This window comes from Mycolicibacter sinensis (assembly GCF_001673565.1).
Lineage (GTDB): Bacteria > Actinomycetota > Actinomycetes > Mycobacteriales > Mycobacteriaceae > Mycobacterium > Mycobacterium sinense_C.
The window spans coordinates 42,135-60,970 of the sequence record NZ_LZMF01000093.1 but is presented as its reverse complement, the minus strand read 5'-3'; the positions used below and the strand labels follow the sequence as shown (position 1 = coordinate 60,970).

Sequence of the window (18,836 nt, the reverse complement as noted above, 5' to 3'; positions counted from 1 at the left end):
GAAGGGAGCTCGAATAGAATCCATGCAGAAAGACGACGATCGAGGTATGACGTGATCGTGCCCGACGGGCGCACCGACTCCGAGAAGCTGCGACAGTTGCTTGCTGCGCCGGAGGAGACGCACTTGGATTTCAAAGCTGGCGTGGACTTCAGCATCACCAAGGATCGCATGGAATTCGTCAAAGATGCCGTGACCATGGCCAACCGACCGCCCGGCGGCTACATTGTGATCGGTGTCGACGACCGAACTGGCGCTCACAGCACCCCTGCGGGAAGCTTGGGCGATCCGCGACAGTTCGACGGCGCGAACCTCAACCAACAGGTGCGTGCCTTTATCGAGGGGGAAACGCAGATCGTCTCCCAGATCCACGAGATCGACGGCTACGACTTTGTCCTCGTTTGGATCCCCCATCACCGCAGCGGTCTGCCGGTGCCAATGAAGTGCACCGGCCAGTACCGTAATGACAAGGGAAGGGACGTGCTGGTCTTCCGTGAGGGCGACATCCTGGTACGTGAGGGCCCGGCCAACGTTCCGCTGCGGCTGGCGCACTGGAATGACATCCTGCGTGAGCATGACGCCAAGGTGCGGGCCGACGCGGAGAAGACTGCGCAGGCGATGCTGCGCACCTTCCTCGAGGAACGTGGACGGGCGATGGCGCCGAATAAACCCCCACCGCTGCTGATGGACATGGACAACAGCACGTTCGCCGCAGCGGTTTTAGTGCACCTAGAGGACAGTGATGGCCGCCGCTGAGTTATCGCTCCGGCAGTTTCTTCGAACGTGCAAACACGCGCTCAGCGCACAAGGCGCACTTGCCGAAACCGAACAAGCGCTTGACAAGTGGACGATCATCGCATGTCAGGCATTGAACGCCGAGCGTCACGACATCGTCCGGTTTGCGATCAAGGTGCTGCACGAAGCCTACGTGGCATTACCGCTGTCGGGAGTTCAGGTGATCGAGAAGCGGCTCGCCGTCGCGGTACGGCTGTACGTTGTCGGAAGCCTCGCTGTGCGACTAGCGGCGTGGGAATCGCTGCGGTCCATCGTCCTGCAGGCGGCCGAGCTGCACTCTGCCAAAGGTGACTACGTGCACTCGTCGTGGATCCGCCACGCCCACGTCGAAGCCGCTCGAGCCGGTCTTACCAACGATGACGATTCGGGCGCCTACCTCATCTCGGCCAGCAGACGCCTCGCGGTCAGTGAAAGTTCCATGCGGCCCGACCTTCCCGACGCCGCGGTGACGTCCGTGAACCCATCCCCCGATGATGCGCTGCTGAACTCGTTGTGCCAGTTCGACATCCTCTACTGCCTACTGGTCTCGGCTGAGGGAGTAACGTCGGCGAAGAGCATGTATCCGTCGAGTGCGTCTTTCGATGAATACCGAGCTGATCCCGCGCTGGTCCTCGTTGCCGACGACGGTGCCGTCCGCGCGTCGCTGTTCCCGGCATCGGATGACCGCCAGATTGCCGCCGCAATGCATCACCTGCTGCGCAAGGCTATGACAGAGGCGATGCGTTTTGGTGGCAGATGGTGGGGTCCGCCACCGAGCGTTCAAACGTTCCTCACCACCAACGGTCAGCAGCCGGCGTAGCGGTTGCCGCGTTAGGTGTTCTGCTACTCGCGCTCATCCATGCCGTGGGTACTGTGGCGAGATAAGCACCTTCGGATCGTTGCCGAACGCATAGTCGATCTTCAGAGCTGCAAAGTGTCTCTGGCCGAATTTGATCTTCCAGCCCTCGGCCTCCCACCGGAGATTCTCGATGATATCGGTGCCTTTGGTCTCGCGGACCAGGTAGAGATGCTGGCCTGTCGGCTCGTTTAGGACGAACGCCCAGTCCGGGTTGTACTTGCCCAGCGGTGTGTCGATTTTGAACCAGTGCGGCAGTTTGAGGAACAGGGGTACGTCGTCACGTTGCTCGAGGGCCCGTGCGAACTCGACTTCGACTTGCGAGTCGCACACCACCCGATCGGTCACGCTTTTGCTGACCGGCACGACGAACTCCGCCTTCGCAACGGTATCTTCTTGATGCGCTGTTGCGAACAGTTCGGCGGACCACCGTTCATCTCCCTTCAGCGTGTACTGAATTCCGTCCTTGGTAACCGTGTTGTAAAGTGCCTGATTAATTGCGGCAGCGACTCTGTCGATGAAAACTGCTGGGTTCGCCTTCACCTGATCCAGATTGTCGATCTCCTTCAGAATGCGTACCACGGTCGCCCGTGATAGCGGCACACGCCGGGTCAGTTCGCCGACGACGTCGGGCAGCTTGCGAGCGCCGATGACTTCGACTGTGCCGCGGTCGCGCGTGTCCGTGCCACTGACCCCCTCGGACTTAACGTCGATCTCCGCCTTTGAGATGCGGAACTTGATCGGCTCCAACTTCTCCATCGCGTTGATGCGGTTCACTGCGTCGGCGACAACGTTCTGAGTCTCGAACTTGAGCTGGTATGTCGTCTTGCGGGAAATCTTCTCCCACAGCTCCTTGAAGATCAGGTCAGAAAGTACATGTTCCTTCAACTTCAGCTTGATCTTGTCCTTCTTGAGGTCGGAGAGCCTGCCGGTGAAGCTGATACCGGTTTCGTCTTCGATTTCCTTCTGGAGATCACTGGCGAACTTGGAGAACTCCTCATGGGCGATGACGGTGACCATGTTGATGTCATCAACCCGGCAGCGCTCACCGTTCTCCATGACCGGCAGGCGAAGCCCGCGGCCGATCTGCTGGCGCTTGCGGATCGTCGACTTGCCGTCTTGCAGGCTGCAGATCGTGAAAACGTTCGGGTTGTCCCAGCCCTCGACGAGCGCGGAGTGGCTGAAGATAAACCGGAGGGGCTCCTCGAAGCTGAGCAGCTTCTCCTTGTTCTGCATGATCCGCTCGAAAGCCGCAGTGGTTTCTTTGGTGTCCCGCGTCTTGCCGTCCCTGTCGACGGTCGAGTCCTTCGGCACACCTCTGGCGGTCGTTGCGAAGTACCCGTCATGGACATCGGCCACATCCGGCATGGAGAGTGACCGGAACCTGGCATCACTACGGACGAACTCGTACTCCTGCTCGAACCATTGCCGGAATTTACTGTCCGGTGGATGGTAGTTCGCCACTTTGTCAATGAAAAACAGGGTCAGAGGCTTGATGTCAGTAGGAATGATATTGCGGCGGCGCTGGAACTTGAGTTGGAGTTCCTTTTCGAAGTGGCTCTCAACGGCCTGGCGGATCATCAGGCGCTGGTGTTGCTCGGTCTCGTTGCCGGTGCCGACGCCCTCACGGACTTTGCGGCCGTTGCTGAACTCGACCATGCCGGCCTGGCCATCTCGGCTGGCGTGAATATCTTCAATCATCCAGCCCTGGTAGACCGAGCGCTGGCCGCTCTGCTGGTAGAGATCCATGTCCTTCCGCAAGGTGACCTGGGTGAGTTTGGTGCCTTGCCGGGTTGCTTTGTGGATCTTCGCTGTCGCGGTGACACCGGCCGGCGTGGCGTTGATCTTGGTGACCTCGACGTAGGCGTCATTGAGGTCCTCATCCTTGGTGACCGACAGGACGCCGATGCGCTTGACCAGGCGCAGATCGTAGGCATCCACGGGAGTCAGCCGGTAGACGAGGTGCTTCAGATCGCGGTGCGTCGCCGAATATCTCAGGCGGAACAGTGGTGAGAGTGAGCGGATAGCCTCCTGCCGAGTCGGGGTCTCCATGTTCTGCGGTTCGTCCATGATCACGATGGGATGACAGGCGCGAAGGAACTCGATCGGCTTGTAGCCGTTCATCAGGTCGGTGGTGCGGTTGATGACGTTGGTGTCCTTGGTGAACGAGTCGATGTTGATCACCATGATCTGCAGATACGAAGCGGTGGCGAACTGGCGCACCCGCGTCAGCGTGTTGCTGTCGTAGACGTATGCGTCGTACTGGAGTCCCGAATACAGCTCGCGGATGTGCTCTTGTAGCAGCCGGAGGCTGGATAGGACACCCTCGCGGATCGCGACGCTTGGCACCACGATGACGAATTTGGTGTAGCCGTATTTCTTGTTGAGGTCGGCGATCGTGCGGAGGTAGACGTAGGTCTTACCGGTTCCGGTCTCCATCTCCACGCTGAAGTCGAGGCTGAATGTTCCGGGCTCCACCGCGAGCCGTAGATCCTCGGGGATCGCCGGCCTAGCCGAGCCATCCTCGAGTGCGATCGCACGGTCCTGAACCCGCCGCAGATTCAACAACAGGGTGGATGCGTCGAGGGACAGGGTGTTACCGAAGACGAGTTCTTCAAACCCTTCCAGCGCCCCGTCGGTACGCAGCTCGGCGGAGGCGAACCCCTGGTCCAGTGCTTCTTGCCCGGCGAAGAGCTCCGTGACGCTGTTGATGGCATCGAGCTGGTATTGCTGGTTCGCGTTGAACTTGATCGCCACACCCATGTCAGACCGTCTTCATTGTGATTCCGACATCCTTTGCTTTCCCGGATGCATTAGTCTTCACTGCATCCGCCTCTATAAATCCGTCTTCAAGGAAGATGACGACATTCGATCCCAGCTCAAATGCAGTCTCGACGGTTTGATTATCGACTTGTGTTGAAAGAACCACACTAACGTCGCCGGCGGTCACGATCTCATAATTTTTTGCCGATGTTCTACCCCAAGGGGTATCTGCGCGAACGCCCTCCTTCAAGAGAACTTCAAAGGCGACTGCATTCCAGTTGGGGATCTTCTCTACGAGAGTTGACTCCTCTAACGTGAGGAACCCCTCCTGCTGTTTCGCGGCTTGACGGAAGTTGCTCTGGCCAAGCCGTAGGACTCGAAGTCCGAGTTCGTTTGCTCCCTGGACTGCGTCGGCAACACCCTTGATGCGTTTCAGGCATATTTCGGAGACCGTACGAAAGCCGGCTGATCCTGCTGAGGATCCAGGGTCCACCGCTTCGGGTATGTTTACGGATATAACACTCCTCCTCCCGCCGTCGACAGCGTTTTGGAGTGCCGCGGCGTGCGCGGTTGTTCCGGATCCTGCGAAGAAGTCAAGGATGATGTCATCTTCTTGGGTAAATGCCGAAATTAGGTACTGAATCAAGGTTTCCGGCTTTGGGAAATCGAAAACAATACCCAAGTCGCGCTTAAGGCGCGAACTGGCTGTCTGGGTCGTGCCCATATTTCGGAGAATGGTGAGCATGTGACTCTGATTGGTTGCGCGAGTTTTCTGTATATAGATGGCACCTGTGTGGGTCATTACAAATTTGGTATTCTTCCCTTCTGAGTCTTCGATTGCATCGAAATCATTCGCGATGAACAGATCTAGCAGGCGTCTTGAACTCCATCCGCTATAAAGCCTGGCGGGTTGCGCGAGCCGGCCGTTCTTAACGGTAATAACGTCTAGAATGTGGGGGTATCTGTCCGTGCGGGTGGGGACGCTAAATTCGTCTGCAGAAGCGGGGAAGCCCACTGGAAGGAGAACGGTGCTTGGGGGGTTTGCAGGGCCGTTCTTTGTAATCGAGTTCTCGATCTGTTCATTAAATAATTTGCTATCTTCCGTCATGTTCAAGTCAATGACCGACGGTTTGCCAACGAGTGCTTCATTGCGCGCAAATGCGATTATATATTCGTGATTTACTTTTATGCGACTTTGTTGTTCGATGTGGCCTTCATTAACCCATACGAAAGTTGCTAAGTGATTATTTTCTCCGTAAATTTCCTTGAGGATCTCCGTTAGGTTCGCCAGTTCCGTGTCATCGATAGAGCAGAGAAAAATCCCGTCTTGCGCTAAAAGGTTGCGCGCCAGGATTAGGCGAGGATACATCATGGAGAGCCATCGACTGTGCTTTCGTCCGTCAGTCTCAACTTTAGCTGATAGATGATTTCCCCCCCCATCTAATTGACCCGAGTCCTTGAGGTACGTGGTCAATGGGTCGGTGTAGTCATCTGCATAAATGAAATCATTGCCCGTGTTGTACGGCGGATCGATGTAAATCAACTTAATTTGATCATTGTACGGCTTCTGCAATAGTTTCAAAACTTCTAGATTATCTCCCTCAATGAATATATTATGAGCTGCGTCAAAGTTTATCGAACTTTCGTCATCGGGAATAAGTGAGCCAGTGCTTGGCGAAAAAAGTGATTTGACCGTGGCATTCTTGCCGGCCCACATCAGGCCGAATCGCTCTCGGCCATCTGTCACCGCAGCGACATCCAAGTCCAGCAGCGCACCCAGACGGCCTGCATCCAGCACCCCGTCCTCGAGGACTCCGGGGAACAGCTCTTCAAGGGCCGCCCGATTTGCAGCTGCTAGGTCTGCAGTATGTAACTCAACCTTGCATGGCTCACTGGTCATCGTGCGTTGCGCCCCTCTGTGTCGAATGCCTTGGGTCAGGAATGTTAGTAGGTGGCTCAGGCAGGTGTCTCGAAGACGTGTGACACTCCCCGTATTAGATTGGCGGCCATGCAGGACGTTGGGTTCATGCCTGAGATTCCCATCCTCGAGGATGAGGCAGCGGCTGCGGTCGCCCACCGGGGCGGACATGTGCAGATCATCGCAGCGGCCGGCTCCGGCAAGACGGAAGTGGTCTCCCAGCGGGTCGCTGCACTGCTCGCCGAGGGGGAGCCCGCCGAATCCATCGTTGCATTCACCTTCACGGAGAAGGCCGCGGCCGAGTTGAAAGAACGCATCAGGCATCGGGCGGAGGCGAAGCTCGGCCCAGCGGCGACCGACCAGCTTGGACGGCTCTACGTCGGCACCATTCATGGCTACTGTTTCCGGCTGCTCCAGACGTATATGCCAAAGTACGAGACATACACCCCGCTGGACCCGAACCAGCTCACGAACCTGCTCTACCGCGAAAAGAATCGACTGCGCCTTCGCTGCCTCGATCCCAAGGACAAGTTGTTTAAGGGGATCAAGCTGTTCCAGGAGAGCATCGACGTCGTTGAGAATGAGCTGCTCGGGATTACGGACCTCCCCGAGGGTGATTTTCGGGACTCGTCCGAGGCGTACTACGCGATGCTTGACGGGTACCGCTTCATGTCGTTCGGTACCCAGATCGTCGAAGCCGTGCGCGCGCTAGAGGATCCCAAGATCCACGCCGCCGTTACCGCTGACCTAAAGCATCTGATCGTCGATGAGTATCAGGACGTGAACCCGGCGCAGGAGCAGCTCATTAAGCTGCTTGTCAAGCCACTTGGCACCGCGGACGTCGTCGTGGTCGGCGACGATGACCAGGCGATCTACCAGTGGCGCGGATCTAGCGTCAGCAACATCGTCACCTTCGCCGAACGGTACGAGGGCGTGGCGAAGTTCAGTTTGCTGGTCAACCGGCGCTCCCGACCCGGCATAGTGCAGCTCGCCAACGGGTTCGCGCAGACCATCCCGGAGCGCCTCGCCAAGGAGATGGGGACGTTTCGCTCCGAGTCCGGTCCGGCGGTGTCCATCGCGATCGGACACGAGAACGAGCAGAACGAGGCCGACGCGATCGCCCTCGACATCGAGCAACTGCATGGCCAGGGTGTGCGCTACCAAGACATCGCGATCCTGGTGCGGGGGCGCAGCGCGTATGCCAAGATCCTCGATGCGTTGGAGGTCTCCGGTATCCCTGTGCAACCGGGTGGCCGTACCGGCCTGTTTGAGCAGCCCGAGGCCGCGGTTTTCGGTGCGACATTTGCCTGGTTGGCCGACATCGACTGGGCTGCTGGCCGTTTCATTAAGCGGGAGAAGATTCTCATTGCCGATCTGCTGGAGGACTACCGATCGGCGTTCGAACTCACTGACGACGACATCGACAAGCTGCGCGCCCACCTCATCCAATGGCACGGGAAGTCGCGCAGCGAACCTGACTTCGATCCGAGCCTGGTTGGTGAGTTTTACGAACTGACAGCGCTGCTGCGGATCTCCGAATGGGATTTGGGTGACATCCATCAGCGCAACCGACTCGGCACAGTGGCACGGTTCACCAACGTCCTGGCCGACTATGAATCGGTGACCCGCCGATCACGCCGCGATCCGGAGAACCTAGGCGAGCAGGTGGGCGGTTCAACCGGTGATGAGTGGTTCTACCGCAATTTCGCGCTGCTCCTGGTCAACTACGCAAACGGCAACTATGACGGCTTCGACGGTGAGCAGGACCTGCTTGCCGATGGCGTCGCTCTCGGTACTGTCCACGGCGCAAAAGGCCTGGAGTGGCCAGTCGTGTTTCTGCCTTCCCTAACCGAGAACAGATTCCCGTCCAGCCGGGCAGGCCGACCCCGCAACTGGTTGCTGCCCCGCGAAATGTTTGACGCGGCCCGATACGAAGGCTCGGACGCAGAGGAACGCCGGCTCTTCTACGTCGCACTCACGCGCGCACGAGACGGGGTCTCGCTGTCCTCGCATTCACGGGTGACAACCAATGCGGTCAAACCGTCGCCGTACATCACCGAGGCTCAGGCGTTAGCGGCAAGCGCAGGCCTGCCGACCGGCATCGAACGACGAGGGATCGAGTCCCCCGATCTCGCCGTCACCTACAGCGAACTGGACACATATCTCACCTGTCCGCGGTCTTACCTGCTGCGTAACGAGATGGGATTCATGCCGCCAGTTAAGGCTGAGATTGGGTATGGAAACGCCGTCCATCACGTGATGCGGGTTATCGCGGAGCACGCCCGCGCCACCGGCAAGCTGCCCACACCTAAAGCCATCAACGATCTCCTCAACTCCGATTTCTTTCTTCCCTTCGCCAACAAGCCGGCACACAAAGAGATGCGAGAGAAGGCCCGCCAGCTGATCTTCAAATACGTCAGCGAGCACCAGGACGACATCATGCGCACGTGGGCGACCGAGCGGCCCTTCGAGCTCTACCTTGACGGTGTCGTCGTCAGTGGTCGTGCCGACGTGATCTACGACGAACATGACGGGGTGATCGACACCCTCGCCATCGTTGACTACAAGACAGCCACCAGTGGCGAAATCCATCCACTTCAGCTGCAGGTTTACGCGGACGCCGGACGCCGCGAAGGGCTCACCGTCGGTGCGGCTTTCATCCATGACATGAGCACAATGACGCGACACAGTGTCGACATCAGTGACGACTCCGTGAAGGCCGCCGAACGCCAGGTCGTCGCGGCTGCTGAGCTATTGAAGAAGCGAGATTTCACTCCTCACCCAGAAAAAAGCAAGTGTTTGTCGTGCGATGTTCGAACGGTGTGCGGCGCAGCGACGCTCAAATAAGCGGCATGACGCTGCCGGCCGTTTCCAGCTGTGTCCAGAACTTCAGATGGGCGTCGTGTCCGCGCCCAACGAGGTCGGGCCGACCTGGCGCCTGCTCGGCAGTAGGTACGTAGTTGCGCAGGGTTTCGCCAATGTGGTCGCGAGCCAGCATGATTAGCCCCGCCTGGTGCCGAGAGGCCATCACGCACAGACGGCCTGTTTCCAAGTCGAACGCTGACGGTTCTGTTACTCCAGATAGCGGGTGGACGGCGACCATCAGCGGTCGCTCCAGCCCCTGCCACCGTTCCGGGGTGTCTACCCGGATCTCGTTTGCCCGCGTTCCGAGTGCCGATGCGAGAGCAGCATTCATGACGCGGTGACTACTCGTCACGCCGATGTCATTGGGGGCGATGGGGCGCTTCTCGGTGCCGAGGCGAAGTATCGCCCCGGCGTCGAGCAGTTCGCCAAGTACCTGGGCAGCGGCGCTAGCGATTTCGTGGTCTACCTCGATGGGTGGCCCATGATCGGGCGTGGGGATTGTGAGGGCGAGCGGTCGCCCGGAGGATAAATCGCCGGCCCAAGCATTGGAGACCTCGATTCCCCGCGCACCTACAGGAACGTAGGCTTCAAAGTCGAAGTCGTAGAACGGCTTCACGAAGGCGATGGATTCGTGTGGCAGCCGTCGACACGCGGGCAAGGATCCGACAAACCGAACAGATTCCAGCATCGGCTCCGTGAGGATGACCTCCGGAGCAGCCTCGTGGGGTGCACGAGGCGACGTCTCCCAGCGGCGCACGTCGATCGTCACCACGGGCGGGATCTGGCCGGGGTCGCCGATCATCAAGAATTTGTCGCTGACCACGGCGCATTGCATGAGGTCTGCCCAGCCCATTTGCCACGCCTCATCGATTGCGAGTAGGTCGTATGGCGTTTGGAGGTCGGTGACCGACCATTTCGCCGTCGTCGCGACTGTGACACCAGGCCCGGAGGGCAACTGCTTGCTGTCGGTGACCCAGATCGCGGCATCCGGGAAATCATTCGGTGCGCTGAGACCCTTGCCCGAGAACCGGACTACGCGGACCTCGGGGTGATTCTTAACCCAGCGCCGGCAGATGTCGTCGGCCTGGCTATTGGTTTGTGCTGCAACGGCAATCTGCATCTTGTCGGCAGCCAGCGCGGAGAGCACCTCGATTAGCGTGTACGTCTTGCCTGACCCCGGCGGTGCTTTCACGACGGCGAGACGACCCCCGGAGTGAAGGTATTCAATCAGGTTTTCTCGAAGTGTGACGAACTCCGCGTCGATCGCTTCGCTGCTCACACGTCCACCCCGTTCTCGATCTGGGTTACGTCATCGAAGACGAGGTCGGTGGTGCCGTCATCACCAGCGATCTCAAGAGGCGCCGGTGGTTTCCCGTGAGTGAGCCACGCTCCGGGGCCCTTAGCTGCAGACCAGACGCGTTGGCTGCGTCGCAGTGTCAACGAGGCTGCATCGGATTGCACGAATGCGATGTCTAGCCCCACCCATGAATCATCCCCGGGCTTAGCCATGATCGGGCCGAGCAGTGGCCTGGTTTTTCTTCCTGTCCAGTCGACCGTTATGAACAGGTCGGTCTCGGTCGCGCGGGTCTCGACGATAGTGGCCTCATGACCACGCGAGCCGAGTGGAGTGACCCTCGCGTTCTCCCGGAGGCGGTGGGGGAGTGCTGGATCGAGTCGGAGCACCCAACGTGGGATGGTCGACCGGCCGATGCCCACGTCGCTCACCCGCACGACGCGTGACTCGAACGCGCGACCGTCGCTAATTGCTTCGCGGAATAACGCGGGGTCGTCGTGTACGAGGTAGCCGAAATACGCCTCATCTGCGGCCGCGTGGATCAGATAACGAGATGCCGCAGCGGACCCATGAAAGTCGGTCTCTGGGTGGGCCACAAACGCTGGCCCTTGGCTGGGGTCGTGGAGACGCAGTTCAATTCGTTGGTGCTGGTACCAGAACTCGGAATGTGCTTGAGCGACCAGCTCGGCCACTCCCGCGTTGACCGGGCGATCATCGCTCGCCATTAGTTCGTATGCCTGCGCTGTCAGGGTCCAGCGGCGGAGCAACTCCTCATAGAGGGTCGCGTTGATGGTGTTCGCGGTGTCGCTCGGGTCCTTGCCTCCGCCGCGGCTCTCTTGCCAATTGCTCACAAGCTCGCCAAGATCGTCGCGCTCAACTGAGGGGTCCATCGTCGGTGACACAGTCAGTCCTTCAGCTTCTGCAGCTGCAGAGAGCCGGGCGTCGCGATCGCCATCGTTGGTGAGCCATGCCAGCTGGAAGCCAAGGTGGGCGGTGCGGGCGTCCTGTGCTGGGAAGACGTAAGAGTCACTGAGTAATTGACTAGCACTGACGACGTGTTGGTTCCCCACACGGGAAGTGTCACGGAACATCCAGCCTGCGACCCGGCCAAGTGCACGAAGGACGTCCTGATTCACTCCGCCGAACCTCGTTTGCGAGTACGTGTAGCTGAGTTGGTGCAGCATTGCGACATGCTGGCCATTTGGTAGCCAGACCTGGCGGAGGTCGCCGAGTTCCGGCTTTTCAGGGACCGGGTCGAACGTCCAGTTGTGAACCCGCAGGTGCTCCAGTAGGTCTTCAGCGAATGCAACGCACAACATGGCGACGTCATCACGGACACGGCCGTCGGGCACCGACTCGATCCGAGGTTCCGAGGCCGCTGTGCCCCAGGCGATACCCCACGGCCGCGACTCGCCTGCCATGCGGATGAAGGCGACGATCATCACCTGCTCACGCGGCATGACCGCGTGGTGGATGGTGTCATATTTCGGCAGCGGATGGCCTGCTTGCCACGCCTCAAGCTTGCGAGAGATGGTGTGTACTGATGCCATTAGCCCACCAGCTGCCTTTGAAGATCCGACTCGCGGTCATTCACAGGTTCGGCTCCTGCCATGAGTTCGAGGGCACGCGAGATGGCTGTATCACCGAGCAGCCGCGACACTTCACCACCAAGGATGATCGGGTCGTCGGCAGCGAGTGCGCGTGCGTGGCAGCGGGGTGCGAGGTCGCAGAACGATAGGCATGCCTCGGAATAGTCAGTTGGTGCACCGAGCACTCGCTGGATCAGCGCCGGATTGTCAGCTGAGAAGTCATCGTCGCGGACAACCTCGAGGGCGATTTCCTCGAGCCTGTCGAAGCCACGCTCGGCGCGGATGGCCTGGTAAGTGAGATCCTCGTTCGGGCGAATTGACGGTGAGTTCGAGCCGGGCCAAGTGAAGACGAGGAAGCCATGGGGTGCAGTCTCGATGTTGTCCGCAAGGCCGAGCGAGGAGACCGCGAGACGCAAAGCATGCGCATAGAGCCCGGCTTGCGCACGAGCGGAGGCCAGTTGCTGAGGATCGGTGTGGCCGCCGCGGTCAGGGAAGACCTTGATCTCGCCGACCGTGAGGCGTACGCGGGTGCCCACTCTGACCGTCACAGTGACAACGTCGATAATGAGTAAAGCTTCGGGCAGGATTACGCCCTTGGGGATTTTAATCATTGGTGCAGCGACGATCGCCTCTGCTGATGCTGGGTCTGATGCGATCCTGCTCAGCCACTCCTCGGTTTCCGAGACCGCTTGATCAACGGAGTTGATTCGTGTCCCGCCGTTGAGCTTGAGTCGAAGATCGAGAAACCCATTGGAACGCTCGGGCAGACAGCCCTTAAGCACTAGTGAGGTACGCAGCTTCTCCGCATCGTCGACGAACAGGCCAGCCTCGAAACGGTTACCTCGAGCAATCGCGAATGGAGATTGACCGAAGCTGGCCTTGATGCCGGCTGCCTCGGCGGCCTTGTCGAGGCGGATGTTGTGGACGGCTGACAACGTGTTGGCATCGCAGGTCGGGTTCTTTGCCCATTGCTCGAACCTCGCACGGGTATTGCGCCGTGCTTCCTGTCGGATCTCGTCGACCTCGGCCAATGTTGCCCCTTCGGTTGCAAGCGAACTCAGCGGGAACCACTCATCATTCCGCTGTCGTACAGGTTTCGTCCCATCTTGCGCGAGCAGCGGCGAGATTAGTAGTCCCAAGCTGCACCGATCGGGTGTTCCGCCAATAGCTCATTCAGCCGGGTCGTGACGTTGTGAGGATCTCCCGACAGGGAAAAGCGTAAGCAGAGTTTCGGTCGCGCATACAGCGGGCGTTCGTGGGCTGGTACATCCGGGATCAAGACGTTGTAGCCGCTGACAAATGACGCGCTCTCCCATATAGGATACATTCCAGACTCTGACATCGCTGCCGCAAAAGAAGTCCATGTAGCGCTGCCGTCACTCGCGTTCTGCATGTTCGTCGCATGCTCGATCACCAGGGCATCTCCCACTTTCGACAGGGCTGAAACGAGCGAGCGCCGCTCCTCGTCCTGCCCTTCCTGTCCGTTTTCGACACCGAAGCCAGTGTCGGCAAGGATGGACTGGGCTATGGCAACTGCAGCGAATTCAATGTCGGGCAGTGTTGCCGCCGTCGCTTCGATGCCGCGAACCGGTGCACCAACGAGGTCGGAGACGTGTGCGATGGACGAGGCGGCCCCCCATGCCGGGTCACACGCGATCACATTTCGTTTCGTTGCCAGGCCCACAATGGCGGCTGCCACGCCGGCTCCTGCCCCGATGTCTACGATTCCCCCAGGGGGGCATTCGTCAAAGCGGGCAAGGATCCACTCGAGTTCTTCTCGGAAGGTTGGAAGCGTGATCCCGCAAGTGAGTAGGTGGGCGTACGTCGGATTGCTGTAGGCGAATTGGATGCGAGCGTCATTGTCGTTTTCGAGCTCAGCCCAGGCGCGATTGATGTCGGGCGGTATCGCCGTAACGAGGGCTGCGGCAATATTTTTCGGATCATCGGACATCGGTAGTTGGAGTCTTCTAAACGCATTCTTTATCGCCTTATCGGATCGCATCTTAGGTTCCTTTCTAAATTGTCAGATTTCGATGCGCTACAGGCGATGCGGTTGGTATAGCACGTCGCGCCGGCTACGCGGCAAGCACCCGATGCGCGGGTAGAACGACGACTGAGCCGTCGCTGGCGCGCACCATCTCGATCGCGACATCGGAGGCGCGCTCGGCGGCGTCGACGCCGTCGCCTAACTCGCGAAGCCGGTAGGCAGCGCGGAGGAGGTCGTCGACCTCGCTGCGGGAGAACAGGATATCGCGCACGCCGTGCGAACGGTCGAGCTGGAGTGTCGACAATTGCCGCAACACCCGGGCGATACCTGCTTCCAGTTCCAAGACGGCCTTCTGATCGCGTTTGAGCGCACCGATGAAGTTCTCGAAGAGGTTCGCCGGATTCAGCTGGGCGTGCTCGACGGCTTGCAGGACGATGACGCGCTTCTTCAATGCGATCGCCAGCTCGGCGAGCTCCAGATGAGCACGGAAGTCACCGCCTTGGCGCTGGTCGATTCCATCGAAGTGCTTTGCCAGCTGTGCAAGCTCGACGGGGCGGTCGCCAAGCCCGTCGAGGGCACGTTGCCATTTCTCGAGGCGCTGGTTTGCTTGGGCTACTGCGGTCTCGATGGCGTAGACAGCGCTGTCCAACCCGAGACCGACGCCGATCTGCCCCTCGTCCAGCAGGATGGCGGTGGCCTTGTCGATCGCGGCGCGGCACCCGCTGAGCGCGACTCGCTCACGGTCGAGGGCGGCGTCATGCAGCTGTGTCAGCATCGCGGTGATGTTCTCGATAGCCTGTCGCCGTTTTTGTTCGGCATGCGCACTGACTCCGACAGCAACAGCCATCAGCACCAGGGGAGCGGCGATCGTCAGCGCTCCGGCACCGGCGGCGGCGATCCCTGCCGTGGCTGCGGACCCGCCGGCGGCAGCCGCCGCCTTCCCCGCGACTGGCACGAACGTTGCCTGCGCAGCGATGCCCGACGACCCCATCACGGCGCTGTGCACGCCACCGGGAACGGCTTTGGACGCCATCGACTTGACCATGCCGCCGCCGACCTGCGCGGCAACCTTGGCCGGAACGACCATGCGGTACAGCGTTTCGCCGGTAGCGCCGACGGCCGCACCGGGGGCAGCCTTCGACGTTTGGCTGATCAACTGCGATAAATGCGCGGCCAGTGGACTTGCCGATTCGAGGTGCATTCCTTGCCTGCGGTCGAGCTTCGCTGGGACGGGGTGGGCTTCCAGGGTGGCGACCGGGGCGTCGGCGAGAGCCGCGAGAACCGTCCGTAGTTCACCAAGCCGCTCGGGGGTCATGGCAGCATCTCCGGTAATCGGTGGCACTGCGACGTCTTGTGTCGCCAGCATCCACACCGGCCGGGCCGTTTTGTCCTGATCAGTCATTGAGATATTCCCTCGTCACGGAAAGACACCTTATTCCGCGTGACCGACAAGTAGGAACGGTCTGGGCTGAAGCGGTCGTATCTGGTGGAGCATTGCACTCAGCCGCCGGGTCTGCTGGGACCACAGGTGACGCAGCCAAAGATGAGGTTGAATGTCAGCCTGGTAGGCCATGGCGGCCGTCATTGCGCGCGTCAACGGTGCTGGGGCGTTGTGGTTTGAACCGGGGCTGCTGAGCGGGTGTAAGGGTGTCTGCCACCTCCGCTAGCCTGCCGGCCATGGAGATCGGGGTCTACGAATCGCTGCTCACCGAGCACCTGGCCGCCCAACTCGCACACCACTCGGACCTGCATCCCGATTACGGCACCGTGGACGACGCTGAGCACGCGCTGACCATCACCCGGTACTTGGCGCCGATCATCGAGCGGTCGCTGGGTGCAGCGCGCACCGTTGAGGACCGCGTCGACTTGGCCCACCGCATCCTGGAGTTGCTACCGGATACCTTCACCGACGGCGCCGCCCTGCATACGAACGTGCCCGGCAACGTCACTCGGCTCGATGAAGTTCGCAAGGCTGCCGCCTTGGGCAATCACCGCCTGGCCCGTCCGGCCACCCCGTTCTCCGATGCCGCCCTGATGACCAATGGCCGTGGCGAGCCGACCCTAGCTGCTGAGTTGCGTGCCGAGCTTGCCAGCGCGGACCGGGTAGATCTACTGTGCGCGTTCGTTAAGTGGCAGGGCTTGCGGCTGCTGGAGAAGGAGCTCACCGAGCTGCGACAGCGCAGTATTCCGCTGCGTGTCATCACCACCACGTACCTCGGGGCGACCGATGCTCGCGCCCTGGATGCCCTGGTCAACGAGTTTGGTGCCGAGGTCCGGGTCAACTACGACACCACCATCACCCGCCTGCACGCCAAGGCATGGCTGCTGCGGCGCAACACTGGTTTCCACACTGCCTACGTCGGCTCCAGCAATCTCTCGCACGCCGCGCTGGTCGATGGACTGGAGTGGAACGTGCGGCTGTCGGCAATCGCCACCCCGCACTTGCTGGAGAAATTCCGGGCCACCTTCGATTCTTACTGGGAGAACCGTGATTTTGAGCCCTATCGTCCCAACCAGGACGGGGAACGGCTTCGCCAAGCCCTGCAAACCGCATCCGGGGACCGCAGGCGCGACCCGCTGGCGGTCACCCTGTCCGGCCTGGAAGTGCGGCCCAAACCCTTTCAAGCCGAGATACTCGAACAACTCGACGCCGAACGCACCCTGCACGATCGCCACCGCAACCTGATCGTCGCTGCCACCGGCACCGGCAAGACCGTCATGGCCGCGCTGGACTACCGCCGGCTGGCCCGCGACGTTCACGGCCGCGACCTCACCGTGCTGTTCGTGGCGCACCGCAAGGAAATCATCGGCCAGGCTCAACGCATGTACCGGGAAGTCCTCACCGACGCCACCTTCGGCGAGCTCCTCGTCGACGGCCAGCAGCCGGCCAAGTGGCGCCACGTGTTTGCCAGCATTCAGTCACTGTCAGCGAGCAGGCTGGACGACATCACCCCCGACCACTTCGACGTCGTCGTGGTCGACGAGTTCCACCACGCTGAAGCCTCCTCCTATCGACGACTGCTCGATCATGTGCGACCGATAGAGCTGCTCGGGCTCACCGCCACCCCGGAGCGTGCCGACGGCGTCGACGTGCGCGTTTTCTTCGACGGCCGCATCGCCGCCGAACTGCGACTTTGGGAAGCCCTCGAGCAAAACTTGCTGTGCCCGTTCCACTATTTCGGCATTCACGACGGCACCGACCTGGAAGACGTTCAGTGGAAACGCGGCGGCTACGACTTGGCCGCACTCAGCGGGGTCTACACCGGCAACGACGCCCGCACCCGCATAGTGTTGAAGCAACTGCACGACAAGGTCGGCGACGTCGCAGCCATGCGCGCGTTGGGATTCTGTGTGAGCGTCGACCACGCCCGCTACATGGCCCTGTGCTTCAACGACGCCGGCATCCCCGCCCTGGCCGTCTCGGGCGAGACAGCCGCCGATGAGCGCCGCGCCGCCCTGGCCGCGCTGCGCAACCGTGACATCAACATCATCTTTGCCGTCGATCTGTTCAACGAGGGCCTCGACATCCCCGAGGTCGACACCGTGCTGTTCTTGCGACCCACCGAAAGCGCCACCGTCTTCCTGCAGCAGCTGGGCCGCGGATTGCGACTTACCCACGGCAAGACCGTGCTGACCGCGCTGGACTTCGTCGGGCACCAGCGTCGCGAGTTCCGCTTCGACCAACGCTTCCGGGCCCTGACCGGCACGGGCGGCAAGGCACTGCAGCATCAGGTGGAGCAGGGCTTTCCGTTCCTGCCCTCGGGCAGCCAGATTGTGCTCGACCAGGTCGCGCAGAGACTGGTGCTGGACAACATCAAACAACAGGTGGCGCCTCGTTGGGCGGCCCTGGTTTCCGAAGTCCGGGCGCACCCGGACGACCGACTGGCCGGCTACCTCGACTCCTACGGCCGGGGCCTTCCCGAGATTCTGAAGAACAACCGGTCCTGGACCACGCTATGCCGCGAGGCCGGGAAGCTGGCCGGCGACCCCGGCCCCCGTGAAGCCGATCTGGTTAAACGTGTCCGGGCCCTGGCGCACGCCGATGACCGACTGCGCTGGCACGCCTATCGGGCAATCCTCGACGGGACCGTCGACCTGAGCAGCACGGCCGAGCGACGGCTGGCGGCCATGCTGTTCTACTCGCTGTTCCCCAACGGCGGCGGATTCACCGATGTCACAACCGGACTCGATGCCCTGGTCGGCGAGCCTGTGATCGACGAGATGCGCCAGGTCATCGATATCGCCTTTGATACGGCCCGGCGCACCACCTACGACCTGGGCGGCATGGTCCCGTCACTGGCTGAGGTTCCGCTGCAGGTGCACGCCACCTACTCGCGCGAAGAGATCCTGGCTGCCCTGGATTACGCCGCCCAGAACCGCACCCCCAACACCATGCGCGAGGGTGTCGTGTGGCGGCCGGAGCTGCAGACCGATGCATTCTTGATCACGCTGAAGAAATCCGAGACCGACTACTCGCCGACCACTATGTACCGCGACTTCGCCCTCAGTGACCGGCTGTTCCACTGGGAGTCGCAATCCACCACCTCGGCGGCCTCACCGACCGGGCAGCGCTATATCCACCACCGCGAAAACGGTTCGCACATCCTGCTATTCGTCCGCGCCGCCAAAACCGACGCGCTCGGCGCCACGCCGTACGTGTTCCTCGGCCCGGCCGACTATGTCTCGCACGAGGGTGAGAAGCCCATGGCGATCACCTGGCGACTCCGACAGCCAATGCCGGCGGAGGTGTTCCAAGCGTCGAGCGTGGCGGTGGCGTAGGGGAGCTGGTCAAG

Annotated in this window: 11 protein-coding genes; 4 read left to right on the top strand and 7 right to left on the bottom strand. The window is 60.8% G+C overall.

The features are described from left to right. The first annotated feature begins 51 nt into the window (after positions 1–51). Together A5648_RS14290 and A5648_RS14285 are read left to right on the top strand one after the other, a co-directional pair. On the top strand, positions 52–753 hold the full coding sequence (locus A5648_RS14290; RefSeq protein WP_065025180.1) for an AlbA family DNA-binding domain-containing protein: 702 nt from the start codon (positions 52–54) through the stop codon (positions 751–753). Continuing rightward, entirely contained in the window at positions 740–1,591 is an 852-nt protein-coding gene (locus A5648_RS14285) for a hypothetical protein (RefSeq protein ID WP_065025179.1), read from the top strand. Before A5648_RS14290 ends, A5648_RS14285 begins: the two co-directional genes overlap by 14 nt. 33 nt (positions 1,592–1,624) lie before the next feature. Here the strand turns inward: A5648_RS14285 and A5648_RS14280 are convergent, their stop codons facing one another. Together A5648_RS14280 and A5648_RS22840 are read right to left on the bottom strand one after the other, a co-directional pair. Then, positions 1,625–4,390 (bottom strand): DEAD/DEAH box helicase family protein, encoded by a 2,766-nt coding sequence (locus A5648_RS14280; RefSeq protein ID WP_082966494.1) that lies wholly within the window; start codon positions 4,388–4,390, stop codon positions 1,625–1,627. Between the two features lies 1 nt (position 4,391). Continuing rightward, the gene (locus A5648_RS22840; protein WP_165607348.1) at positions 4,392–6,290 is read right to left on the bottom strand and encodes a site-specific DNA-methyltransferase; all 1,899 of its coding nucleotides are present in this window, start codon (positions 6,288–6,290) and stop codon (positions 4,392–4,394) included. A gap of 108 nt (positions 6,291–6,398) precedes the next feature. Here A5648_RS22840 and A5648_RS14275 point away from each other — a divergent pair, with 108 nt between their 5' ends. After that, a complete protein-coding gene (locus A5648_RS14275) occupies positions 6,399–9,155 on the top strand; it encodes an ATP-dependent helicase (protein ID WP_234787431.1) in 2,757 nt (918 codons plus the stop codon). Here A5648_RS14275 and A5648_RS14270 read toward each other — a convergent pair. The 5 genes from A5648_RS14270 to A5648_RS14255 all read right to left on the bottom strand — a co-directional run bounded on the left by A5648_RS14270 (position 9,148) and on the right by A5648_RS14255 (position 15,445). Beyond that, positions 9,148–10,452, bottom strand: a complete 1,305-nt coding sequence (locus tag A5648_RS14270; RefSeq protein ID WP_065025178.1) for an AAA domain-containing protein — start codon at positions 10,450–10,452, stop codon at positions 9,148–9,150. The two genes, A5648_RS14275 and A5648_RS14270, sit on opposite strands and share 8 nt — an antisense overlap. Continuing rightward, a complete protein-coding gene (locus A5648_RS14265; RefSeq protein ID WP_065025177.1) occupies positions 10,449–12,017 on the bottom strand; it encodes a hypothetical protein in 1,569 nt (522 codons plus the stop codon). The genes A5648_RS14270 and A5648_RS14265 overlap by 4 nt, the downstream gene beginning before the upstream one ends. Further along, positions 12,017–13,087, bottom strand: a complete 1,071-nt coding sequence (locus A5648_RS14260; protein ID WP_065025176.1) for a hypothetical protein — start codon at positions 13,085–13,087, stop codon at positions 12,017–12,019. Before A5648_RS14260 ends, A5648_RS14265 begins: the two co-directional genes overlap by 1 nt. A gap of 95 nt (positions 13,088–13,182) precedes the next feature. Next, positions 13,183–14,058 (bottom strand): hypothetical protein, encoded by an 876-nt coding sequence (locus tag A5648_RS23815; RefSeq protein ID WP_131810573.1) that lies wholly within the window; start codon positions 14,056–14,058, stop codon positions 13,183–13,185. A 73-nt stretch (positions 14,059–14,131) separates the two neighbouring features. Continuing rightward, positions 14,132–15,445 (bottom strand): hypothetical protein, encoded by a 1,314-nt coding sequence (locus tag A5648_RS14255; protein ID WP_065025175.1) that lies wholly within the window; start codon positions 15,443–15,445, stop codon positions 14,132–14,134. 275 nt (positions 15,446–15,720) lie between these two features. Here A5648_RS14255 and A5648_RS14250 point away from each other — a divergent pair, with 275 nt between their 5' ends. Then, a complete protein-coding gene (locus A5648_RS14250; protein WP_065025174.1) occupies positions 15,721–18,822 on the top strand; it encodes a DUF3427 domain-containing protein in 3,102 nt (1,033 codons plus the stop codon). Positions 18,823–18,836 lie beyond the last annotated feature (14 nt).